Origin of the sequence: Marinomonas rhodophyticola, assembly GCF_026113935.1 — a bacterium.
Taxonomy (GTDB): domain Bacteria; phylum Pseudomonadota; class Gammaproteobacteria; order Pseudomonadales; family Marinomonadaceae; genus Marinomonas; species Marinomonas rhodophyticola.
The window spans coordinates 620,916-641,707 of record NZ_JAPEUL010000004.1; the positions used below are offsets into that span (position 1 = coordinate 620,916).

General features: G+C 42.2%; 25 protein-coding genes. 14 read left to right on the forward strand and 11 right to left on the reverse strand.

All coding sequences use genetic code 11. The annotated features are described in order from the left end of the window. Nucleotides 1-4 precede the first annotated feature (4 nt). The 3 genes from purU to ONZ52_RS03695 all read left to right on the forward strand — a co-directional run bounded on the left by purU (nt 5) and on the right by ONZ52_RS03695 (nt 2,083). Complete coding sequence (purU, locus tag ONZ52_RS03685) at nt 5-871, forward strand: formyltetrahydrofolate deformylase (protein ID WP_265217335.1); 867 nt, start codon at nt 5-7, stop codon at nt 869-871. Nucleotides 872-1,206: 335 nt separating this feature from the next. Further along, nucleotides 1,207-1,584 (forward strand): alpha/beta hydrolase, encoded by a 378-nt coding sequence (locus ONZ52_RS03690; protein ID WP_265217336.1) that lies wholly within the window; start codon nt 1,207-1,209, stop codon nt 1,582-1,584. Further along, on the forward strand, nt 1,553-2,083 hold the full coding sequence (locus ONZ52_RS03695) for an alpha/beta hydrolase (protein ID WP_265217338.1): 531 nt from the start codon (nt 1,553-1,555) through the stop codon (nt 2,081-2,083). Before ONZ52_RS03690 ends, ONZ52_RS03695 begins: the two co-directional genes overlap by 32 nt. Here ONZ52_RS03695 and ONZ52_RS03700 read toward each other — a convergent pair. Next, entirely contained in the window at nt 2,080-2,268 is a 189-nt protein-coding gene (locus ONZ52_RS03700) for a WYL domain-containing protein (protein WP_265217339.1), read from the reverse strand. The genes ONZ52_RS03695 and ONZ52_RS03700 overlap by 4 nt on opposite strands. A gap of 119 nt (nt 2,269-2,387) precedes the next feature. After that, on the reverse strand, nt 2,388-2,828 hold the full coding sequence (locus ONZ52_RS03705; RefSeq protein WP_265217340.1) for a helix-turn-helix transcriptional regulator: 441 nt from the start codon (nt 2,826-2,828) through the stop codon (nt 2,388-2,390). A gap of 74 nt (nt 2,829-2,902) precedes the next feature. Here ONZ52_RS03705 and ONZ52_RS03710 point away from each other — a divergent pair, with 74 nt between their 5' ends. From ONZ52_RS03710 to dld, 4 genes are all read left to right on the forward strand, one after another. Continuing rightward, entirely contained in the window at nt 2,903-3,112 is a 210-nt protein-coding gene (locus ONZ52_RS03710; RefSeq protein ID WP_265217341.1) for a hypothetical protein, read from the forward strand. Then, entirely contained in the window at nt 3,106-3,354 is a 249-nt protein-coding gene (locus tag ONZ52_RS03715) for a GyrI-like domain-containing protein (RefSeq protein ID WP_265217342.1), read from the forward strand. The genes ONZ52_RS03710 and ONZ52_RS03715 overlap by 7 nt, the downstream gene beginning before the upstream one ends. Nucleotides 3,355-3,487: 133 nt before the next feature. Further along, nucleotides 3,488-3,679: a hypothetical protein gene (locus ONZ52_RS03720; RefSeq protein WP_265217343.1), complete on the forward strand. Its 192-nt coding sequence runs from the start codon at nt 3,488-3,490 to the stop codon at nt 3,677-3,679. Then, complete coding sequence (gene dld / locus ONZ52_RS03725) at nt 3,664-5,226, forward strand: D-lactate dehydrogenase (RefSeq protein WP_265217344.1); 1,563 nt, start codon at nt 3,664-3,666, stop codon at nt 5,224-5,226. Before ONZ52_RS03720 ends, dld begins: the two co-directional genes overlap by 16 nt. A gap of 93 nt (nt 5,227-5,319) precedes the next feature. Here dld and ONZ52_RS25235 read toward each other — a convergent pair whose 3' ends face one another. Further along, nucleotides 5,320-5,616, reverse strand: a complete 297-nt coding sequence (locus tag ONZ52_RS25235; protein ID WP_409419360.1) for a type II toxin-antitoxin system RelE/ParE family toxin — start codon at nt 5,614-5,616, stop codon at nt 5,320-5,322. Next, nucleotides 5,616-5,819, reverse strand: a complete 204-nt coding sequence (locus tag ONZ52_RS03730; protein WP_265217345.1) for an addiction module protein — start codon at nt 5,817-5,819, stop codon at nt 5,616-5,618. Before ONZ52_RS03730 ends, ONZ52_RS25235 begins: the two co-directional genes overlap by 1 nt. Nucleotides 5,820-5,956: 137 nt before the next feature. On the opposite strand from ONZ52_RS03730, the gene ONZ52_RS03735 reads away from it, so the two are divergent. The 4 genes from ONZ52_RS03735 (at nt 5,957) to ONZ52_RS03750 (ending at nt 11,018) form a co-directional block, all read left to right on the forward strand. Beyond that, complete coding sequence (locus ONZ52_RS03735; protein ID WP_265217346.1) at nt 5,957-7,438, forward strand: carboxypeptidase M32; 1,482 nt, start codon at nt 5,957-5,959, stop codon at nt 7,436-7,438. Nucleotides 7,439-8,262: 824 nt separating this feature from the next. After that, nucleotides 8,263-9,390, forward strand: coding sequence for a P-loop ATPase, Sll1717 family (locus tag ONZ52_RS03740; RefSeq protein WP_265217348.1), 1,128 nt, complete (start codon nt 8,263-8,265; stop codon nt 9,388-9,390). Continuing rightward, complete coding sequence (locus ONZ52_RS03745; RefSeq protein ID WP_265217349.1) at nt 9,390-10,376, forward strand: P-loop ATPase, Sll1717 family; 987 nt, start codon at nt 9,390-9,392, stop codon at nt 10,374-10,376. Before ONZ52_RS03740 ends, ONZ52_RS03745 begins: the two co-directional genes overlap by 1 nt. A 489-nt stretch (nt 10,377-10,865) precedes the next feature. After that, on the forward strand, nt 10,866-11,018 hold the full coding sequence (locus ONZ52_RS03750) for a hypothetical protein (protein ID WP_265217352.1): 153 nt from the start codon (nt 10,866-10,868) through the stop codon (nt 11,016-11,018). Nucleotides 11,019-11,485: 467 nt separating this feature from the next. On the opposite strand, the gene ONZ52_RS03755 is transcribed toward ONZ52_RS03750, so the two are convergent. The 3 genes from ONZ52_RS03755 to ONZ52_RS03765 form a co-directional block, all read right to left on the reverse strand. After that, entirely contained in the window at nt 11,486-12,673 is a 1,188-nt protein-coding gene (locus ONZ52_RS03755) for an IS4 family transposase (protein WP_265217353.1), read from the reverse strand. Between the two features lie 301 nt (nt 12,674-12,974). Further along, complete coding sequence (locus tag ONZ52_RS03760; RefSeq protein WP_265217354.1) at nt 12,975-14,348, reverse strand: MFS transporter; 1,374 nt, start codon at nt 14,346-14,348, stop codon at nt 12,975-12,977. Between the two features lie 101 nt (nt 14,349-14,449). Beyond that, on the reverse strand, nt 14,450-14,698 hold the full coding sequence (locus tag ONZ52_RS03765) for a hypothetical protein (protein ID WP_265217355.1): 249 nt from the start codon (nt 14,696-14,698) through the stop codon (nt 14,450-14,452). Nucleotides 14,699-14,975: 277 nt separating this feature from the next. On the opposite strand from ONZ52_RS03765, the gene ONZ52_RS03770 reads away from it, so the two are divergent. Together ONZ52_RS03770 and ONZ52_RS03775 are read left to right on the forward strand one after the other, a co-directional pair. Further along, nucleotides 14,976-15,860 carry a LysR family transcriptional regulator gene (locus ONZ52_RS03770; protein ID WP_265217356.1) on the forward strand — a complete coding sequence of 295 codons (885 nt, stop codon included), beginning with the start codon at nt 14,976-14,978 and terminating at the stop codon, nt 15,858-15,860. 386 nt (nt 15,861-16,246) lie between these two features. Beyond that, the gene (locus ONZ52_RS03775) at nt 16,247-16,492 is read left to right on the forward strand and encodes a hypothetical protein (protein WP_265217358.1); all 246 of its coding nucleotides are present in this window, start codon (nt 16,247-16,249) and stop codon (nt 16,490-16,492) included. 158 nt (nt 16,493-16,650) lie between these two features. Here ONZ52_RS03775 and ONZ52_RS03780 read toward each other — a convergent pair whose 3' ends face one another. After that, nucleotides 16,651-17,496 (reverse strand): S1 family peptidase, encoded by an 846-nt coding sequence (locus ONZ52_RS03780; RefSeq protein ID WP_265217359.1) that lies wholly within the window; start codon nt 17,494-17,496, stop codon nt 16,651-16,653. Nucleotides 17,497-17,900: 404 nt separating this feature from the next. Beyond that, nucleotides 17,901-18,857, reverse strand: a complete 957-nt coding sequence (locus tag ONZ52_RS03785) for a ribonuclease Z (RefSeq protein ID WP_265217361.1) — start codon at nt 18,855-18,857, stop codon at nt 17,901-17,903. 115 nt (nt 18,858-18,972) lie between these two features. On the opposite strand from ONZ52_RS03785, the gene ONZ52_RS03790 reads away from it, so the two are divergent. Beyond that, nucleotides 18,973-19,125: a hypothetical protein gene (locus tag ONZ52_RS03790; RefSeq protein ID WP_265217362.1), complete on the forward strand. Its 153-nt coding sequence runs from the start codon at nt 18,973-18,975 to the stop codon at nt 19,123-19,125. A 68-nt stretch (nt 19,126-19,193) separates the two neighbouring features. Here the strand turns inward: ONZ52_RS03790 and gloA are convergent, their stop codons facing one another. Continuing rightward, nucleotides 19,194-19,718 (reverse strand): lactoylglutathione lyase, encoded by a 525-nt coding sequence (gene gloA, locus ONZ52_RS03795; RefSeq protein ID WP_265217365.1) that lies wholly within the window; start codon nt 19,716-19,718, stop codon nt 19,194-19,196. A gap of 86 nt (nt 19,719-19,804) precedes the next feature. Then, a complete protein-coding gene (locus ONZ52_RS03800) occupies nt 19,805-20,680 on the reverse strand; it encodes an MYG1 family protein (protein WP_265217367.1) in 876 nt (291 codons plus the stop codon). Nucleotides 20,681-20,792: the final 112 nt, after the last annotated feature.

Below are 20,792 nucleotides of genomic sequence, written 5' to 3' on the forward strand. Positions count from 1 at the left end.
TTTTATGAAATCAAAAACCGCGCCTTGGATTTTTACCGCCAGCTGCCCAAGCATCATCGGAACGGTCGATGTAGTGACTCGATACATGGCTCAGGCCGGTAATTACATTGATGAGATTCATTCTTTTGATGATCGAGAGTCGGGACGTTTTTTTATTCGTATAGAATTTTTGCCTCAGAACGCAAACTTCAGTGAAGAAGCCTTTAACGCTGAATTTACCGAACGTGCGGCAGAGTTTTCAATGGATTGGTCGTTAACCGCGCCGAACCATAAACAAAAAGTCGCGATCATGGTGTCAAAATACGACCATTGTTTGAATGACTTGTTGTATCGCTTTCGGACTGGGCAATTGAACATCGACGTCACAGTCATTATCTCCAATCATCCGGATCTGGAAGACCTCGCCAAATGGCACGGTATTCCGTATTACCACTTGCCCATTACCGCTGAGACGAAATTAGAACAAGAAGCGCAAGTGCGTGCCTTGATTGAACAATACGACACCGAATTGGTCGTATTAGCTCGCTACATGCAGGTGCTTTCACCCAGCATGTGCGAATACCTTGATGGTCGCGCAATCAACATTCACCATTCTTTACTGCCAGGTTTTAAAGGCGCTCGTCCTTATCATCAAGCATGGGAAAAAGGTGTGAAAATGGTGGGCGCAACGGCTCACTATGTGAACAATGACCTCGACGAAGGCCCAATCATTTCCCAAGGCATTCAAGTGGTAAACCACGCGCATTACCCAGAAGATCTGGTGGCGAAAGGGCAAGACATTGAGCGCGTTACCTTGTTTAACGCCGTGAAATGCCACGTGGAAAAACGCGTGTTCTTGAATGGCAAACGCACCGTGGTATTTGGTGGTTGATCTACTTATCTAGCAGCCGATTGGCGAAAGCAAAAAGCCGTTCGGGGGAGCGGCTTTTTAGCAATGGTTGATACTTACTAAGTATGTGTTTGCGTTATGAAGAACAAAAAAGAAGGCGGGGGAAAGAGCTATCGCTCAGCGCTCCGCATTAAGGCAGCCCGCCAATCTGAGTTGTTTCCAACCGCATATTAAGGATTTTAGGTAATATGCTTTGATAATTCAACCGTTTGATGATTTTGGGGTGCAAATTACAGTATAAGAATTCTGGTCTATTTTTCTCTTTGCTGCGTATGATTTCTTGATGGATGAATTTCAATAAACACAAGAGGTCAATTTTGACGATAACAAAAGTCTGTGTGGCGCTGAGTTCTTTACTGCTGGTTGCCTGTACGAAAGTCGGGTTGAGCGTCGCTAATTTACCCAGTCACTTTAGTGATACCAAATCAACAAAAGATATAGCCTACGGGGCTAAGAAGTGGCAGAAGCTAGACATATATGTGCTGCCAAATGACACTCAAGAATCCAAGCCTGTCATTGTCTTCTTTTATGGTGGGAGCTGGAAAGATGGCTCCAAAGACATGTATCCCTTTGTGGGAGAACTCTTTGCTAAGCACGGTTATGTGACCGTCATTGCTGACTATCGCAAATACCCAGAAGTAAAATTCCCTGCTTTCGTAGAAGATGTGCCCAGCAGTAGCTTGGACCTATCGTAATATTGCTGATTATCAAGGTGATCCAGAGCGTCTGTATATCGCAGGGCATTCTGCTGGCGCGCACATAGGTGCCTTAGTCACTGCCGATAAGCATTATTTAGAAGCAAATGGATTGTCTCCCTTAATTATTAAAGGCTTTGCAGGGTTGTCGGGGCCTTATGACTTCGTTCCATTAGAAGAAGACTACAAAGACATGTTTGGGCCACCAGAGAATTACCCCAATATGCAAGTGCCTACTTTCATTGATGGAACCGAGCCGCCTATGCTACTGCTTTGGGGGGCAGACGATACCTTAGTGGGTAAAAGCAATATGGACAAGTTGATTGAGAAAATACAGGCAGAGAAAGGGCAAGTTGAGAGTAAGGTATACGAAGACGTAGATCATGTGGGCATGGTTTCTAGCCTGATGTGGTTCTTCAAGAGCAAAGCGCCTATTGCACAAGACATAAACGATTTTTTCCAACGCAACGGAGCAAACGCGGTAAAAGATGGCGATTAGAGCTGCTTAACCTTTTGTTTGGTGAGTACCGCGCTAAAATCAGACAAAGGTTTTAGCGCAAACTCCCTGTCTAAAATGTGCGCTTGCAAAATTCGGTCATAACGAAAAATACGCACGTCCTTTCTTAGATCATCCCACGCCAACAGATACCAAACGGGAAAGCCCAAATACAAGTAATGGGGCATCAATCTCCCGTTCTGTCTCTTGTCCGTAATAATCTTGATAAACGATCCTGAGACGCTTTTTGAACAAGAACGCTTCCTGCAAAACCTTTATTGTTAATCCAGTATGTTGTTTTTGTTTATTAAAGGAAACCATGACATCGGGAGAAGCTTGTTCGCCCACATGAATACGCTGGCGTAGCTGGTGTATTTGTTGTTTTTGTTGTGCCGAAAGGGGAGGCCATGAGTTTATGGCGTAGTGACTTGATGTTATCAACAAACAGAGTTGATCCCATACTTTCTGCCATGGCAAGGCTGATCAGTAAGTCGATGATTTCATGGTTTCCTAATGAAACACGACCCACACCCCATTGATGATGCAGCCTTATCCCACCACCGCGACCTTTATCTGCCTCTATTGGTAAGCCTCGCTCACGCAAAATAGCAATATCTCGAAATAAAGTACGTTCGCTAATATTAAGCTCAGCCGCGACCATTTTAGTGGTCAGCGCAGCGTGCGATTTAACAGCGCGGTGAGCTTGCTCTAATCTGTCCATTCTTTGGGTGGTATTGGCTCGTGTCATGATTTTAATGTGACATAAACTGTCATAGATGTCGATATAGTGAACAGGTGCTTAAACATTCACGGAGAGCAGTAATGAAAGAAGTAACCTTAAATGCAGATTCCCTAGTTGGGTTGAGTGTACGCACCAATAATGCCAATGAAATGCAGCCTGCTACGGCCAAAATAGGGACATTACACCAACGATTTGCTCAGCAAGTAAAAGTAGCTTATGAGCAGGGGCTTGCCTATATGGCGTTTATCACCAATACGAATCCGACTATACCGGTGATTTCAGTGTGTTAGTGGGGGCAAAGCCTGACTTTGTTTCTTCAGACATTGCGTTAGAGACAGTCTCTTTGCCAGCAGGAACCTATTTGGTTTTCTCTGGAGAAGGGCAAATGCCACAAGTGGTCGTTTCTGTTTGGGAAGAGATTTGGGCGTATTTTAGTCGTGATAATTGCCCACACCAACGAGCTTATACGGTGGACTTTGAATGCTATACCAGTGAGCATAGCGTTGAGGTTTATATTGCTCTCACTTCGTGAATAAGTAGCTTTACAGCACTCATAAGCATTCCTTATTAAGAACAGGTTATCTATTGCTTTGGGGTGTTTTTTGGTCATTTTTACGTTTAGTATACTGCCCACTTTCCCCTAAACCTGTTATGAAGTAGCTGATATGACAACCACGGAAACCACTATAGAGTTAGCCGCAGAGCTAAAAGCCATCGTAGGCAGCCAATACACACTCACCGACGAAGATAAAACCAAACCTTACAGCCAAGGTATTCGCCTAGGTGGCGGTAAAGCATACGCTGTGGTGCGTCTGGTAGCTTGGTTGAGATCTGGAAGTGTTTGCAAGCCTGCGTAAAAGCGGATGTGATTGTCATCATGCAAGCGGCCAACACAGGTTTGACAGGTGGCTCCACACCCAATGGCAACGACTACGACCGTCCCATCGTGATCATCAGCACCATGCGTATTGATGACATTCAACTATTGGATCAAGGCAAGCAAATTGTCGGCTTTGCGGGTAGTACTCTATTTGGCTTAGAAGACACCTTGAAACCTTACGGGCGTGAACCACACTCTGTGATCGGCTCCTCCTGTATTGGTGCGTCTATTGTTGGGGGTGTATGTAACAACTCTGGCGGCGCGTTAGTTCAACGTGGCCCAGCTTACACAGAAATGTCCTTGTTTGCCCAAGTAACCAGCGATGGCGAACTGCGCTTGGTCAACAACCTTGGTATTGATTTAGGGTCAGACCCAGAAGAAATCCTGAACAACCTACAAAACAAAAACTACCAAGAAAAAGACATTCACTTCCCTGATAAACGCGCGTCTGACAACGAATACCACGAACGTATTCGTGATGTGGATGCAGACACACCGTCCCGCTTTAACAACGACCCACGTCGTTTGTACGAAGCATCAGGCTGTGCGGGTAAACTTGCTGTATTTGCGGTACGCATCGACACTTTCCCCATTCCTGAAAAGTACCAAGTCTTCTACATCGGCACCAACGACCCAGCCGTCATGGAACAAATGCGTCGCGACATGTTGTCTACCTTCAAAAACTTGCCCGTGTCAGGTGAGTACATGCACAGCAGCAGCTACGACATCAGCAAAAAATACGGCAAAGACAGCTTTTTAGTTATCGACAAACTGGGCACCAAATACATTCCAAAAATGTTTGCCATGAAACGTACCGTCGACAGATGGGCTGGTAAATTCAAATTCATGCCCAACAAATTTTCTGACCGCGTGATGCAATACATCAGCCAGCTGTTTCCGAATCACCTGCCGAAACGCATGGAAGAATACCGTGAAAAATACGAACATCATTGGATCGTAGAAACCAGCAACGAAGGCGTTGCCGAAGCACAAGCCTACCTCGACAACTTCTTCAAAGACAACGAAGGTGGCTACTTTGCTTGTACCAAACGCGAAGCTGACCAAGCCATCTTGCATCGCTTCGTCACCGGCGGCGCCTTGACCCGCTACCACATCATGAATGGCAAAGACCTAGGTTCCATCATGACCATCGACGTAGCCTTCCCACGTAATGAGCGCGACTGGTTTGAAGAATTGCCACAAGACATTGAAGAAAAAGTCGCCGTAAAAATGTACTACGGACACTTCTTCTGCCACGTCATGCACCAAAACTACATCATGAAAAAAGGCGTCGACGCCAAAGCCGTGAAGAACCAAATTCTCGCCAGCTACGACGCCCGCGGTGCCGAATACCCAGCGGAACACAACGTAGGGCACGAATACCTAGCCAAACCCGCACTGCGAGCGTTCTACCAGAAAAACGACCCGACCAACCGCTTCAATGTCGGCATCGGCGGCACCAGCAAACTGAAAAACTGGCAAGAACTGAGCCACGAACATAAAGGCTGTGGTTGTCATAAATAAGCGTTAGAACAACATTAAATACAAAAAAGCCGAGACCTTTCTTTTAAAGATGTCTCGGCTTTTTTTGATAAGTTGTGAGTTTAAATCTTTAGTTTAGCTTCTCAACATCCATTTTTTGGGGTCACGAGCGCAATGCATGACAGCAAAAATAACAACCACATTTTGCTGAATAGTATAGAAAATACCGTATGGAAATTTATTTATTAAAGCCCTATGAAGTGTCTTGTGAGTAATCGGGTATTGTTTTGGATGGGTTGAAATTTTTAACAACGTATCCTCAATACAAAGCATAAATTCAGTGCCAAGTCCTGCTCTGCAATGTTCGAAATATGAGTAAGCTTCTTTCAGGTCGTCCTCGACCTCTGGGCGTATCCTTACTTTATATAGCATTATGAGCCTAATATTTTAGATTTTATTGTGTTCCAATCTGAGCCGATATTTTGATCGGATTCGAATTGTGCCAGTCTATTGTCTAATTCATTTTTTTGGGCTGTAGTGAGCTTTATGGCATCTTGATCACTTGCGACAGAGTCCCAAAGCTGCTGAGCTAGTGTCACTTTTTCGCTCGCTGTTAAATCATTTAGTTTCATCATGGTCACCTAGCAATATTTCATGTCTAGAAGTATAAAACGATTTAGACTAAATGTAACTGATGACAATGTTTGCCCTGCTATCACTCATTTATATCGATCCGACAAGCAGAACAACTCTTACAAAGGATAAAACGACCATGTCTCATTACGACAAGTTAACGTCACACTACCAAACACTCAGTCACTTTAACCATGCTCAAGCCATGCTTGGCTGGGATGCGGCGGCGAACATGCCATCGGGTGGTAGCGAAGCCCGTTCCAATGCCATGGCGGAACTATCGGTCCACATTCACCGTTTATCGACGCAACCACAGCTAGAAGAATGGTTTGGTAATGCCGAGCAAGAATCCTTAAGCACAGAACAACAAGCCAGCCTACGGGAAATGAAACGCCAATGGCAGCAAGCGACCATCGTTCCAGAAGACCTAGTACAAGCGCAATCCATCGCCGGTTCCAAATGCGAACATGCGTGGCGTACTCAGCGCCAAGAGAACGATTGGACAGGCTTCGAAAAGAACTGGAAAGAAGTGGTCGCCTTATCTCGTGAAGAAGCAAAAATTCGCGGTGCAGCACTTGGCCTTACACCGTATGACGCCATGCTCGACAAATACGAACCAGGCACCACCACCGCGTCGCTAAATACTTTATTTACCGATGTAAAAACTTGGTTGCCAGAACTGATTGAAAACGTTTTGGAAAAGCAGAAGTCTGAATCCATCATTTTACCGTCTGGAACTTTCTCCACCGCGACGCAAAAAGCCCTTGGCTTAGAAGTCATGAAACTACTGAAATTCGACTTTGACCGTGGCCGCCTCGACCAAAGTGTTCACCCATTTTGTGGCGGCGTACCAACCGACGTGCGCATTACCACACGCTACAACGAGCAAGACTTTGTACAAGCCTTAATGGGCATCGTTCATGAAACCGGCCACGCCCGCTACGAACAAGGCTTGCCAAAAGCCTTTGCCGGATTACCAGTCGGTGAAGCGCGTTCCATGGGGATTCATGAATCCCAGTCCTTGTTTTTTGAAATGCAAATAGGGCGCAGCAAACCCTTTATCTCTCACTTATCACGCTTATCTGCAGACGCTTTTAACGCCCACAACGACCCCGTGTTTGCCGAAGACAACCTCTACAAAATCTACACCCAAGTAGAAAAAGGCTTTATTCGTGTGGATGCCGACGAACTAACCTACCCAGCGCACGTTATCCTGCGTTACGAAATCGAACGCGACCTCATCAACGGCGTCATAGAACACACCGACGTACCAGCGCTGTGGGATGAGAAAATGAAAGCGTCTCTTGGCATCTCCACCAAAGACAACTACAAAAACGGCTGCATGCAAGACATCCATTGGACAGATGGCGCATTTGGCTACTTCCCAAGCTACACACTTGGCGCCATGTACGCCGCCCAATACAAAGCCACCATGATACAAAACCTCGACTTCGAGGCAGCTATCCAAAGCGGCGACCTAAGCCCCATCTTCCAATGGCTAAGCGACAACATCTGGACACAAGCCTCACTCCACACCACAGATGAACTCGTCAAACGCGCCACAGGCGAGACGCTGAATGCCGCACATTTTAGAAAACACCTAGAAGGGCGATACTTGTAGTTAGCAAGCCTTGAAAGTGAGGCAGACTTTAGTGATTTGGCATGTAAAAAAACAAATGCCACCGCTCGACATTACTTGTATTAATTGTCGTTTGACCTCGCTCTTGGCGTTCGCTTTGCTCCTTGCTGCTGAATATAAATACCCCAAAATGTAGGGCACGATGAGCGAAGCGTGATCTGCCATTGTTCGTACACGCATAACTCATTGAATACAGCTGCCAAGCCTCTTCCCCTTTCTTCAAGGGGAAGACGGAAGGTGGGGTTCCAACTCTCTAATTTCCACAATCCCCTAAAGGTCTTATGGTTTTTCTGTTTTTTTCATTGTATTGTCAGTTTATCGTCATGAAAGATTTAGTAAGCGTTGCTTGGCCGATATTGGCACGAGGTCAAAAATATCAGGCTCAAACGATCTAAATTTAAAAGAGTGGTACACCAAGTTTTGCTTAGTAAAAAAAAGTGATGACAAGATAGCTGAATTCATCAGGGATAAAAACTAAAAAACTTTATTAACAAGTCGAGTATATGGCAGTGAAGCCTCCTTTTTGAGATTTCTATTTTACCTGTAAAAGGATGGGCGAGGGTGTTATGTCTACCATGCCTCACGAATAATAATTTTATAAGGGAGTCGTTTGTGGAAAAAGTAAATCAGGGTTTTATGCGTACGCTTCATCTCCAACTGAAATTGGACAAACGATTGAGCAGGCTGTTAATAGCTCTCTTTCAGAAATAAAAACATGGATATCGTTAGATATACCAGGTCATTTTATATCAGAGAAAGTTTTAGAGGGTATTGACTCTTGCAGTTTTCTTGTAGCAGATATTTCTGTGTTGAATTTTAATGTCACTTATGAAATAGGTTATGCAATAGGTAAAGGAAAGCGTGTGCTTTTGACAAAAAATAGGAGCATACAGGAAGGAAGTCCCTCAATTAGAGAAGTAGGGATTTTTGACACTCTTGGATATAAAGAATATCAGAACTCTTTAGAATTGAGTGGTTTTCTTACTACAGCCGTTCCGGCTGATCCGCTAAGTATTCCCAGCAAAATTAATATTAAGTCACCAGTATATCTACTGGAAGGCATGCACAAGACGGATTGGGCGACACGTATAGTCTCGCGGATTAAGAAGGCACGCTATTTGTTTAGGTCTTTTGACCCGAATGAACAGCCAAGGTTGTCTGCCAATGATGCTATCAATCAAGTTGCTCAATCTCATGGCATAGTTGTTCCACTTTTATCTAGTGCAACCGTTGGCTATGAAGTTCACAATATGAGAGGAGCGTTCATTGCTGGATTAGCTGATGGAATGTCTAAAGCACTTTGTATTCTTCAGCATGAGGATGATCCAGTACCTCTGGATTATCGTGATTTTGTTCGTATGTCATATCATCCGGACGACATAAATGAGTATATCGCCAGTTTTGCAGGAGAAGTGGCTGAAGCATTTCAGCAAGATACGAGTGTTATCACGCCTAATGAAGATACTTTTCTTCAATCTATTGACTTGGGATCGACTTCAGCAGAAAACGAGATGCGCACTCTAGAAAGCTATTACTTAAAAACCGATCAGTTTCTAAAGTCCTTGAGAGGTGAAGCAAATATAGTTGTAGGGCGAAAAGGTTCCGGTAAGTCGGCAATATTTTTACAAGTAAGAGATAGAGAAAGAAATAAGAAAGGGAATATTGTTTTAGACCTTAAGCCTGATGGATACAAACTAATTAAATTTAAAGAGCTGATTTTGTCTTTTCTTGAAGAAGGTACATTTCAGCATACAATTATGGCATTTTGGGAATATGTATTACTTTTAGAAATATGCTACAAAATATTAGAAAAAGACCGAGAACAGCATAAACATGATCATACTTTGTATGAACCGTACCGTGCCCTAGCTGATTTATATCACGCTGAGGGCTATGAAACCGAAGGTGACTTTTCCGAGAGGATGAGCCCCTAATGGAAAAAATATCATCAGAATATAGATCAAAGCATGGCGATAAGACTAATGTTCGATTAAACGCATCTAGTTTAACCGAAATGCTCTATTGTCACGATGTTAGAGATCTATCTAAGCAGGTAATCGAATATATGAGGCAAAAGGAGGTCTGTTGGCTTCTTTTTGACAACATTGATAAAGGGTGGCCGACTTCAGGTCTTGAGCATGAAGACCTATTAATAATTAGAGCATTAATAGATGCAACAAAAAAAATTGAGCGTCAGTTCGCGAAATCAAGTGTTGTTGTAAATACAATATTATTTTTAAGAAATGATGTTTATGAGTTACTTGTTAAGGAAACTTCAGATCGAGGAAAAGAGGCTAGTGTTCTTCTTGATTGGACTGATCCTGATTTGTTAAGAGAACTAGTGCGCTTAAGAATAGTTTTTAATAATGTTAATGGAGATGACTCATTTAATTCATTATGGCCGAAAATATGTGTCAGCCATTATTCTGGGGAGGAAAGCTCTCAATATCTTATTGAAAGATCTTTAATGAGGCCTCGATTTCTTTTAAATTTGATTAGTCAATGCAAGAGCTTTGCTATTAACCTTAATCATGATCGTATTTTTGATGAAGATATTGAAAAAGGACTAGCAGCATACTCTACAGATCTTTTGACTGATATTGGTTATGAAATACATGATGTTGAGAATGATATTGACGATGTTCTTTATGCCTTCATTGGAAGTAAGGCTACTGTTAAAAAAGATGAAATAAAATTAGTTTTAGAAGAATTTGGTGTTGATAGCCAATTCTATGAAAAGATATTTGAACTTCTACTTTGGTATGGTTTTCTTGGTTTGAAAATTAATGATGAAACTAAGTATATTTATGATTTCAATTACAGCATGAAATTAATGGAAGGAATAATAAAGAAGAAAGGAGATATTCAGTATCTCATTAATCCTGCTTTTTGGCCTGCGTTAATGATTGATGAGACATAAGAAGTGATGGATAGCTATTTCTTAGATATTAGGCCAGATAAAAATAGTGTTTAGGTTGACAAAGCGTAGATATTAGGGTTATTAGGGTTATTATTAGGGTTATTAGGGTCAGATGAAAAATAAGGGTTAAAAAATAAGGGTTATTAGGGTCAGATGAAAAATAAGGGTTATTAGGGTCAGATGAAAAATAAGGGTTAAAAAATAAAGGGTTATTAGGGTCAGATGAAAAATAAGGGTTAAAAAATAGCGTTATTTTCATCTGACCCTAAATTCAGGTGCGCTTACAAGTCTTTTTTTATAAGTGAGCCTACGGTAGTCAATACATTTCTACTAGGTATCGGTTCTAATGTCGCAGGTCAAGTTACTAGTAATAAGCTGAAAGATTATGGCTCAAATCTTTTTGAGATCGATCCTTATGTTGCTATTTTTTCAGGCCTTGCTAATGTAGGTGGACAGAAATTTGGAAATGCCATTGGAAGTCAAATCTACGTGAAGCCTGCAGATATTCTTAAATCTCCTATTGGGAAACCATTACCTTTGAGTAATGTTGGCACAACCGCTTCTTCTGTATTGCAAGGTATTATAGTTGGTGGAACAGATAGTGTCTCCAATAAGATTAAAGAAAAGGATAAAGAAAAATGATGGCGTTAATAGGCGTACTACTTTTCTTACATTTTTACATCTGCCATTTTATAGCTAAGTTGTATTTTTATTTTTATTCTTTGTGTATTGAAGGAAGAAAGGAAACAATAATAGTTATTTTGAATGTGATAGTTATTTCTTCTATTGGAATTTTTTTGATGTTGAATTTTATTTTTTGCCGTCATCAGTTAATAAAATTATAAATTTTTTTCCTGATAAAGAAGGGTATAAATATTTTTTACTTATATGTGGTATGTTCAATTGGGGGGTAGCTTTTCTTAGGCAAAGACTAAAATATAAACAGAAGTAATTAGGGGTAAAGTAAATAAAATCTACTCCATACTCACTCCAATATTCAATTTTACAAGCGCTACCCTAAGTAAACGTAGATAACGCTTGCCCCTCACTTATGTCCCTAGGTGATTTAATAACTGGGGTCAGAGTCTGAGGTATCCCCATGAATTTACTCATAAATAGCTTCCTTGTTCGAGCTGCTGAACGAGTTGCCTTATGCCGTCCTGCCATTCCTTTTTTGGTATCTGGAAACGGGTCATAATGGCTCGTTTCCCAAGGTAAAAGTGTGACAGAACTCTTCGCTTACGTAGAGTGTTCACCTGAAAGCGTTTTGCATAGCCTGCCAGTTCTATGACTTTACCGATTAAAACAAGCAGAAGCGCAGTGACAGTTGTAAGCAGGATTAAGTTGCTCAGCCGCTCTATCTTTGATGTAAAATTCAACTCAAATCCTAGTCCGAATCGGCTGCTTTTTATATCGCGAAACCCTTCTTCAATTTGCATTCTCGTTTCATATGCTCTGACGCAACGCTTCGCAAAAAGACGGTTCACAGGAAAAGAAGACACTAATAACCAAGGCTCTTTTGCTCCTCTGGCTGCGGTAAGCGAAGATAAAGAAGCACGTCTTTTACCTTTTTGATTGATGGAGTGACGCCCTTTAGGTGGATTCTTGTAAAGGACAAACTGATTAGTGATTGGGCTAGATTGACGATGTTTAAGCTCTAGATGCTTAGGTTTTTGATTAGCACTAGAGAACAAAGTGGATATGCAACGCCAGGCTTGAAGCGAGTCATCATGGTACTTACGCGGCCTTCTGACTCGTCCGACATAATCCCAGCCCTGTTTCACAACTTCATCTAACCAAGGTGTCTTAAATCCAGCATCCGTTACAATGATGGGCTTTGCTTTACTTGGAAGCAGTGCTTTTAAAACGCTTAAAAATTGTCTATGTGTTTTAGGCTTTTCTTTTGTGAGCTTGTCATGCACTTCTTCATAAAGCGTAATGGATCGCCCCTCAAAAGCCATACTGGCACGAATTAGAAAGTGTTGTCCACGAGCATCTAAATCAGACCAATCCACGCTAATGATTGGACGCGTTTGAATTACAAAGAGTCGGCATATATAAGCGTAAATCGATAATGCTTCGCGGCGTAAATTCGGATTGGAGAGCAATCGGTCTGATCGTTTAATGCAGTGCTTTTCATACGCTTTTGATTGGATGCCTCGACCGATACTCGTCACGGTGCAAAGATTGCCTTGCGCTAAGCTGAGTACACAAGCCGATAACGCCTTGCGGCGAGTTTTATGCATGTTTGGGCTGACAATCGGAAGGATTTTGTTCAGAATAGTGGTCGCGTTCATGGCTCTCGTGTTTGGTTGTTTTTGGCGAAATTATTGATCACCAAGGGCCATGAACGTTCCCTTATTTCGTTAACTAATTGTTATTTATATCAAATTTTTGGGGATACCTCAGGGTCAGATGAAAAATAGCGAATGTGGGTCTCTGGGGGTGTTATGCCGCTCCAGTTTTTCCAAATCCAAGCGAGAATTGATGTCTTTTTCGGTAAAACAGTAGGGATAAGAACGTTATTTTCATCTGACCCTAAATTCATCTTAAATTCATTTGACCCTAAATTCATATGATGCTTTCTAATTTACTTTTTTATTTGCTGATACGAAAAAGGCTTGCTATGGAAGCTCCCCCTGCGATTAGGCATGCTAAACCAAAAGCATAGTCAGAGAAATAATCGCCGAAGTTTCCAGAAAATTTTGATAGAACTACAATTATAACTGCGACTAGTGCAGCACCTAATGATTGGCCAGCAGTACGAGCCGTCGATAGAATACCTGATGCAGTTACTGTATATTTTTCTTCGACATTTGAGAACATTTCTTTGTTATTTGGTGGGAGGAATAGACCATATCCAATACCGCAAATAGCTACGCGCCATATAAAATCGAGATAGGAAGTATTATTAGGAATCAGAGCTAAAGATCCCAGCCCAACGCAAAATATTATTATCCCCATAGTTGAGATTTGAGTTGCGTTTATTTTGTTTGAGAGTTTTCCAGATAAAGGCGCGCAAATTGCTACTGCAACTGGCCAGGGTGTAAAAATAAGTGCTGACTCTAGTACACTATATGAATAGGTGTATTGTAATACGAAAGGGATGGATATTAACCCGATGCCTTGTGCTATAAACATCAGAATAGACGATAGAACAGCAAATGAATATCTTTTAGAATGAAATATATCAAGCGGCATAAGTGGGTATTTTGCTCGCTTTTGCCATGAAACGAAAAACACTATTAACGCTGCCGAAAGTGAGATTAAAAAACATACAAGTATGTCATTCCATCTTCCTATTTGATCTACTGAAATTGTGAGTAATCCGAAAGCGAGAGCAGATGTCATAGCGCCTATAAAGTCAAATCCGCTTTTGGTCGAAGTGTCTTTTCCAAGTGCCATGATAGCGAAATAAATGGCAATCCCTCCTAGAGGAATATTTATATAGAATAACCATGGCCAAGATAGATAAGACATTATTAATCCGCCAAAGACCGGACCTGTAGCAGTTCCAATTGCGAAAGCCAAGGCATTGAGGCCAAAAATTGAACCTAGGGATTTGGGAGGGAAAATTACCCTATATAAGCTAAGGCCTACACTTATCATCACGGCATAGCTTATACCTTGAATAATTCTCATTGTTAAAAGAATTGAAAATGTTGGCGAGAGTGCACATCCGATTGATGACAATGTGAAAAATATTATGCCAATTTTATAGAAGCGCCGCTCACCAATTCGGGAACCTAGAGATGCACAAATAAGCATGGTTGCTGCACTTGCTGTTTGATAGCCATTTGCAACCCATATTACAGTCGCAGCATTTATCTCTAGTGAGTCGGCAATATTTGGTAATGCGATGTTAACAATAGAGCTATCCAATGCAGCCATGACAACGCCTATTAATATAGCTGCTGCTGCGTAATATCTTTGTGGAGTGGGGTAACCTTGTGCTTTTTCTGCGGACGACATTTCTTATATCCTTTAGTCGTTGTAGGTAAAGGCCTCCCTAATGATAGTGGAGGCCCTACATAGTAGTTTTACGAAGAATAGAGTGGTCTATGAACGTATAACTATTGATGTGTGTTGGCAGGAAGGCTTTCTAGGTAATAATGAAGGCCCAAAAATAATATTTCTGAAGGTGTGGCTGTTCTAGGGGATTGTGGTGCCTTCCATTCTTTTAAGTCACCATTGATCCGAATGCTTCGTAAAAAGCAAAGGACAGTTAACGTATAGAAGCGTTTGTAATCATCAAACGTTGTTTCATCAAAAGCATAGTCAACAAGTGTTTTCATTACATTGTCGAATTTATCTAAATCCATAAGTACTTCCTTCTATAAAATGATCGACCTTTTTCATATTCTGGTAACTTTTCAGAAACACTGACTACTATATTGATAATATGATTTAGTCTGATAAAAGACTGCTTTTATTGCTTTTAGGTTGAAATAAGCTTCCAATCTAAAGGTAATGATCGCGGTGGGTCGTAGTCTGTACTTGGAATATATGTCTTTACGTAAAGCGGCACTAGCGAGTAATATCGATAAGCAAATCGGAAAAATCGATACCTATGTCAAGGAAAGACCGTGAGGGTTGTTTATGAATATAAATGAATTGAAGGCTTTTATTGCCGCAGTACAATCAGGAAGCCTCACTCAAGCCGCACTTCGGTTAAATCGAGTTCAGTCTAGCATTTCGCAGCGTATACAAAATCTTGAAAGGAAGTTAAATACAACTTTACTTGAGCGGCAGGCTGATGGTGTGAAACCTACTTTACAGGGGGTAATGGTTTACGAATATGCAGTTAAGATTGTTGATGCTATGCGCGAATGTCAGGAAAAAATAGAGCGCTGTAACTACGATAATGAAAGAATACGGGTGGGTGTCGTTGAATGTCTTCCTTCTTATATCGTTGATAATATATTGGATCTTAATTACAACGGCAATTTAAATATTAGTGTTTCTATCGGAAGTTCACATAATCTTCTAGACTTTTTTGAAAAGGGGGATTTTGACATCATAATTATTGGTGCTGGGTTCGCTTCATCCAATTTTATAAGAACGCCTGTATTTCAAGATAAATTAGTTGTTGTAAATTCAATTTCTCTATCTCCAATAACTAGTTTTTATGATTTGCAAGATCAAGTTTTTTTATTAAGTAGTGAGAAAGCAGCATCTAGAAAAAACATTAACCATTTAATACGTGATAAAGGTGTATGCCCTAAAAAAATAGTTGAGTGTGGCTCATATCCTATATTATTTTCTCAGGTCGCAGCGGGTAAAGGTATTTCGTTAGTTCTCAGAAGCGCCTTGAGTAAAATTTATAGTGATAAAATAAGAATTAACGAATTGCCAGGTAGATATTTTAATATGCAGATCGAAATGATATTTCGGAGTGACACTATAGGAAAAAATACACTTGAACTCCGCAGACTGATTTGTGACTTATTTAAAAGTCAGAGTTTGAAAAAACCATGGTTCTAATTACTTTTTAATAGGCGGTATGATTGAATATACTGGCCTGCTAGTACTGGGGATATTAGGGGAGGTAACTAATTTTGCATTTCGGTTGGATGAGTAGTATGCGATTTTTATTAAGATGTCAAATGCCTAAGGAGTAAAAAAGTCCCTGATTGCAAATACACCAAAGCCACCTTACTATGCTGTGATTTTTACATCTCTCCGTGGATAATTAGGGAAGAAATCAACAAGACACCCACATAACCCCGACGATTCCTCTTTAGACCGTTTATTTAACTAGCACATTTCTCATGGAAGAGGGGGTTGTCATGTTAAGAGCCAGAAGTCAGTTACCACGATACGCCTTACTATCACTGTATTTTTCTTTGTAGATTCCTTTGGAGATTCCTTTGAAGAGAGTGCTTTGTGTTCGTAGGGCGTTTTTGTATGGAGAGGATCCAATTTCTGGCGAAAGCTTTGAACACCGCCGTGGCTGGGCTGAAAAGCGTTTGTTATTTTTAGCCAGTGTCTTTGCTATCGATGTTTGTGCCTATGCGGTAATGAGTAACCATCTGCATGTGGTGTTGCATATCCATGCAGAAAAGCGCGAAGTGGTCTACATTAGAGGTTTTGCAAAGGTGGCAGAAGTTACGTAAAGGCACCGTGTTTACTCAGCAATTCATGCGAGGTGAGTCATTGCCTGATTATGCTATGGCGTTGGTGGAATCGCCTGACGAAAGCCTTAGTGGCATGTAGCTATACCCATTAGGGCCTAGAGCTTTTTCTAGGCTAGAGTGGGGGAGGCTTAGATAACCTAAGGAGCGTTATATTTGTCGAACATAATAAAACCGTCGTTAATGAAAAAGTTCGAATAATTGGTATACAGCGAAGAGTTACTCCCATAGACGCCATTCTTACTGATAAATACATCGGTTGCAACGTTTGTCCCCCCATGTAGCGTGCCTAATAAATAGGCTTGGTCGAAGGGATTTTCGATGTCTTCTTCAGAGAGATCGCTAATCGAGAATAATGGCCCGCCACTGGCACCACCAAAAGTAAAAGTTTCAACAACAACGCTGTTATGGGCACCTCTTTTAAACCATTGGCGGGTTGAAATATCTGAATAGGTTAAGGTTTTTCCGTTGTAGCCTAAATCTGCATCAGAAGAGTAGCCAGCGGCGTAGACTTTTTGCGAATACAGAATCATCTCATTTGGGTCGAGTGTTAATTCTGTTTCGAGTAACAGCGGCTTTATTCGACTAAAGGGAATCTTTTTGGGAATAGACAGCAAGGCTGTGTCGTAGTCACTGTTCTCATACACTAATGAGGCGGGATATTCCAACCTTGAGCCATCCACAAGGAGATTTTTCCACACTAGCTTTACTGCCTGTTCACCAGAGGTTTGATGAAAAATACAATGGCGATTAGTCGTTAATAATCTTGATGCGCGCCCAGGAATGGTATCCGATAAACTTGCGGTACAGGTAAAATCTTTGCCGTTTTTAAAGGTGACAATAAGACGTCCAACGGCATTAAGCTGAATGGGAGAATATCCCGTGCGGATTTGACGTAGATCCGCACTGGAACGCGTTTCGTCTTCAGCGTGTGCTAGGGTAAAAAGACTCAAAGTGAAGAATAAACTGAACAACAATTGTTTCATTTCTGCTCTGGGAAAATCGACATCAAATTGAAGATGGTCAGCATTATAGCGAAGCTTCCTAACGAAGCAATCTAACTAGATTTCAAGACGGATGTTTGTCTCCGTAAACAACTAACAAGACCTCCACACACACCACGATTCCTCTCTATACCGTTTATTTAGCTAGCACATTTCTCGTGGAAGAGAGGTTTGTTAGGCCAAGAGCCAGACGTCAGCAAGTCAGTTACCACGATACGTCTTACTATCACTGTATTTTCCTTTGTAGATTCCTTTGTAGAGAGTGCTTTGTGTTCGTAGGGCGTTTTTGTGTGGAGAGGATCCAATTTCTGGCGAAAGCTTTGAACACCGCCGTGGCTGGGTTGAAAAGCGTGTGGGGATTTAAAGCCCAAGTCTGTAAATCCTCTTTAAAGCTTTTTTAATTCATTGCTTTTGTTTAGCTGATATTCATCAAGGTCGTTGGCGAGAAACAGGTTGCCCGAATAATGGGCTTTGGCTTCTTGATAAATGTCGGCGATGGAAGGGGACAGGTTCGGGTTAGCTTGGTAGCGAGGACTAAAGTGCGTTAACACTAGGTTGGGGATGCTGGCTTGCTCGGCAAAGGTCGCCACAAGCCCCGCGTAACTGTGACCGTAGCTGTTGCCTGACTTCTCAACGAGGTCTTTGGTGTAGGTGGCTTCATGAACCAGTACACTGGCTCCATGGCTTATTTGAGCCAATAGCTCTGGCTGGTCATTGTCACCTGCCACTATGATTTTTTGCGGGTTTTGATCGTAGAGCAAATAGTCTTCACAATGGATTAATTTGCCGTTTAATTTAACATCTTGCCCCTTTTGTAGCTGCCCCCAATGTGGGCCTCTGGGGATGTTGTGCCGTTCCAGTTTTTCCACATCCAAGCACGGGTTGATGTCTTTTTCGGTAAAACAATAGGCATAAGAAGGGACTCTGTGAGATAGGGCGACCGTTTCCACACGAATCTTCCTGAACTCGACAGACGGTAGCTCATCAGTACAGACAAACTCAATGTCATAGGGCAGATACAATTGTGTATGTTGCTGAGTCGCTTCCACCCATTCTCTTACACCACTTGGTGCCATAATTTTCAATGGCGCCTTGCGGCCATTCATGGCGGCGCTTGCCAATATGCCTGGCAAGCCATAACAGTGATCGCCATGAATGTGAGTGATGAAGATGGCTTGTAAGGCATTGATCGATAAATTGGTATGAAGTATCTGATGTTGCGTGCCCTCGCCACAATCGACAAGGTACCAGCCGTTGCCTCTTTCTTCGCGCACCGCGATTCCTGTTACATTGCGTGTTTTGGTGGGAACGCCTGCCGAGGTTCCAAGAAAGACAATATTCATTTTTTACCTAGATTCAAAAAACACACATCAGTCACTGCTAAGAATTGTTATCTTCTATACGCTTCCTGAGCTAAAATACAAACCTTGTTCGTACTTTACTACATGAGATTTATAAATGACCGCATTTGATACCAAAGTGGAAGAATTGATCGCTAAGCATCCTCATTTAACCAAAGATGAAGCCATCAAAATCGTCACTGAGAAAAACAAACGTAAGAAGCAGAAGAGAAATGCCAGAACCAACAAAGGTGGTGTTAACAAGGGTTAGCAGTAAAGTATATTTCAGAAAAAAGGCCCCTTTGTCATGTTTCAAAGGGGCCTTTTGCTTAATGTTACTTAACCTGCCATGCGGCTTGCATTGAATATTTCAATCCAATAACCGTCTGGGTCTTTGATGAAGGCAATGTTGTTCATCTTGCCATCACTGAGTTTTTTCTGGAATGGTACACCAAGTTCCTCAAAACGCTGGCAAGCGCCTTCTAGATCGGGCACGTGAAAACCAATGTGCCCAAACCCACGGGGATCACTGTTACCGTTGTGGTATTGCGTATTCTCTGGGGTATCGCCCCAGTTATGGGTCAGTTCTAACATAGCAGGGCGGCCAAAGGTTTGTGCTGTTCGCTCTGCATCATCAGCACTAATATCAGAAAAGTCTTCACCGTGAGTCAGAAAATACAAACTGAATTTCATCTCAGGAAAGTCGAGTTTCTTTAATAGCGTCATACCCATGACTCGGGTATAAAAATCGAGAGCGCGCACAGGGTCAGCAATGCGTAACATGGTTTGGTTGAACACAAACCCGTTTGTTGCTGGGTCTTTTTCTTCGCACAGGCCTTCAGCTTGTTCAAAATGACGACTCATATTTGTACTCCCTTGTGTTAATGAATGGTTAACACAGGAACTGGGGGCTGGCTGAGAAATTCCAACCCCCGTATGACGTTAATGGCTTAATACGCCAGTGCCATTTCAGCCATTTTCATGGTGTTTTCAAAAGACTTACAGCCAGCGATAAACAGGCCGTTATGGCAGAACATGGCATCATCTAATCCTGTTACCTCTTGCAGTTCTTTATCTGACAGTCCAGCCCATGGCGCAGGCAGTTTTTTGCGGTCTTCAAAGGAGCCAAGCTCGACGGGAACAGTTTGTATGCGCCATTCGCCTGTTTGAGAGGGGTACACCATGAACAAGGCGTCTTGCGATAATCTGAGTACCGTGGTTTTCCATGGCGTGTACTGTTCTAACACAATGACTCTTGGGTCTTGGGCTTTTTCGATGGCTTGGGCGACGATGGCTTTGGCATTTACACCACCGCTGGCTGCGGCGATGAATCGCGCTAAGATGCGTGAGGCAAAGGCAACGGCTTCATCAAAGCAGGTATCGAAATCGCTTTCTTCTTGCCATGTTGGGTTAAACATAGAGATGGTTTGACTCAGGCTAACGCCGGTTTGTACGCCTTCCACATGTCCGCAATCAATGGCATCGATAACAGAGACGAGGTTCTTGTCCAGCGCGTCTGCCACTTCTTTGTCCCCTGCGCAGATCGCTAGGCCGTATTTTTGCCAGATCAAACCGAAGGACGAAAAAGGAATGCCGTTTTCACGCGCTCCAGCACCGCCTTTTTGGTGGTGGTCAAAACGGCCTTGCTCAGCGTCGTAAATACCGCCTACGTCAACCACAATGTCGGCTTTGGCGATGGTGTCTAAGTCACGTGTGCGGATCAATTCGACCGATGGGAAAATGCTTTTCAGTGCGGCGATTGCGAATACGTCGTCAGCATGAAAGTTTCCATTGTGCGTTGCGATTACTTGAACTTGTTCGGTCATTTTACAGCCTCATTGATTGATGTCATTTCACTTAACAGCACACACGTCACTTCACAGTACATACGTACCAAGGGGCAGCATTTTACGGGGTTTTTATACTGGGTGACACCCT

Excerpts from the sequence above, each read along its gene's own strand:
- purU (WP_265217335.1), top strand. The coding sequence starts at position 5 with ATGAAATCAAAAACCGCGCCTTGGATTTTTACCGCCAGCTGCCCAAGC.
- ONZ52_RS03695 (WP_265217338.1), top strand. The coding sequence starts at position 1,553 with ATGTGCCCAGCAGTAGCTTGGACCTATCGTAATATTGCTGATTATCAA.
- ONZ52_RS03700 (WP_265217339.1), bottom strand. The coding sequence starts at position 2,268 with ATGCCCCATTACTTGTATTTGGGCTTTCCCGTTTGGTATCTGTTGGCG.
- ONZ52_RS03705 (WP_265217340.1), bottom strand. The coding sequence starts at position 2,828 with ATGACACGAGCCAATACCACCCAAAGAATGGACAGATTAGAGCAAGCT.
- ONZ52_RS03710 (WP_265217341.1), top strand. The coding sequence starts at position 2,903 with ATGAAAGAAGTAACCTTAAATGCAGATTCCCTAGTTGGGTTGAGTGTA.
- ONZ52_RS03720 (WP_265217343.1), top strand. The coding sequence starts at position 3,488 with ATGACAACCACGGAAACCACTATAGAGTTAGCCGCAGAGCTAAAAGCC.
- ONZ52_RS25235 (WP_409419360.1), bottom strand. The coding sequence starts at position 5,616 with ATGCTATATAAAGTAAGGATACGCCCAGAGGTCGAGGACGACCTGAAA.
- ONZ52_RS03730 (WP_265217345.1), bottom strand. The coding sequence starts at position 5,819 with ATGATGAAACTAAATGATTTAACAGCGAGCGAAAAAGTGACACTAGCT.
- ONZ52_RS03735 (WP_265217346.1), top strand. The coding sequence starts at position 5,957 with ATGTCTCATTACGACAAGTTAACGTCACACTACCAAACACTCAGTCAC.
- ONZ52_RS03745 (WP_265217349.1), top strand. The coding sequence starts at position 9,390 with ATGGAAAAAATATCATCAGAATATAGATCAAAGCATGGCGATAAGACT.
- ONZ52_RS03755 (WP_265217353.1), bottom strand. The coding sequence starts at position 12,673 with ATGAACGCGACCACTATTCTGAACAAAATCCTTCCGATTGTCAGCCCA.
- ONZ52_RS03760 (WP_265217354.1), bottom strand. The coding sequence starts at position 14,348 with ATGTCGTCCGCAGAAAAAGCACAAGGTTACCCCACTCCACAAAGATAT.
- ONZ52_RS03765 (WP_265217355.1), bottom strand. The coding sequence starts at position 14,698 with ATGGATTTAGATAAATTCGACAATGTAATGAAAACACTTGTTGACTAT.
- ONZ52_RS03770 (WP_265217356.1), top strand. The coding sequence starts at position 14,976 with ATGAATATAAATGAATTGAAGGCTTTTATTGCCGCAGTACAATCAGGA.
- ONZ52_RS03780 (WP_265217359.1), bottom strand. The coding sequence starts at position 17,496 with ATGAAACAATTGTTGTTCAGTTTATTCTTCACTTTGAGTCTTTTTACC.
- ONZ52_RS03785 (WP_265217361.1), bottom strand. The coding sequence starts at position 18,857 with ATGAATATTGTCTTTCTTGGAACCTCGGCAGGCGTTCCCACCAAAACA.
- ONZ52_RS03790 (WP_265217362.1), top strand. The coding sequence starts at position 18,973 with ATGACCGCATTTGATACCAAAGTGGAAGAATTGATCGCTAAGCATCCT.
- gloA (WP_265217365.1), bottom strand. The coding sequence starts at position 19,718 with ATGAGTCGTCATTTTGAACAAGCTGAAGGCCTGTGCGAAGAAAAAGAC.
- ONZ52_RS03800 (WP_265217367.1), bottom strand. The coding sequence starts at position 20,680 with ATGACCGAACAAGTTCAAGTAATCGCAACGCACAATGGAAACTTTCAT.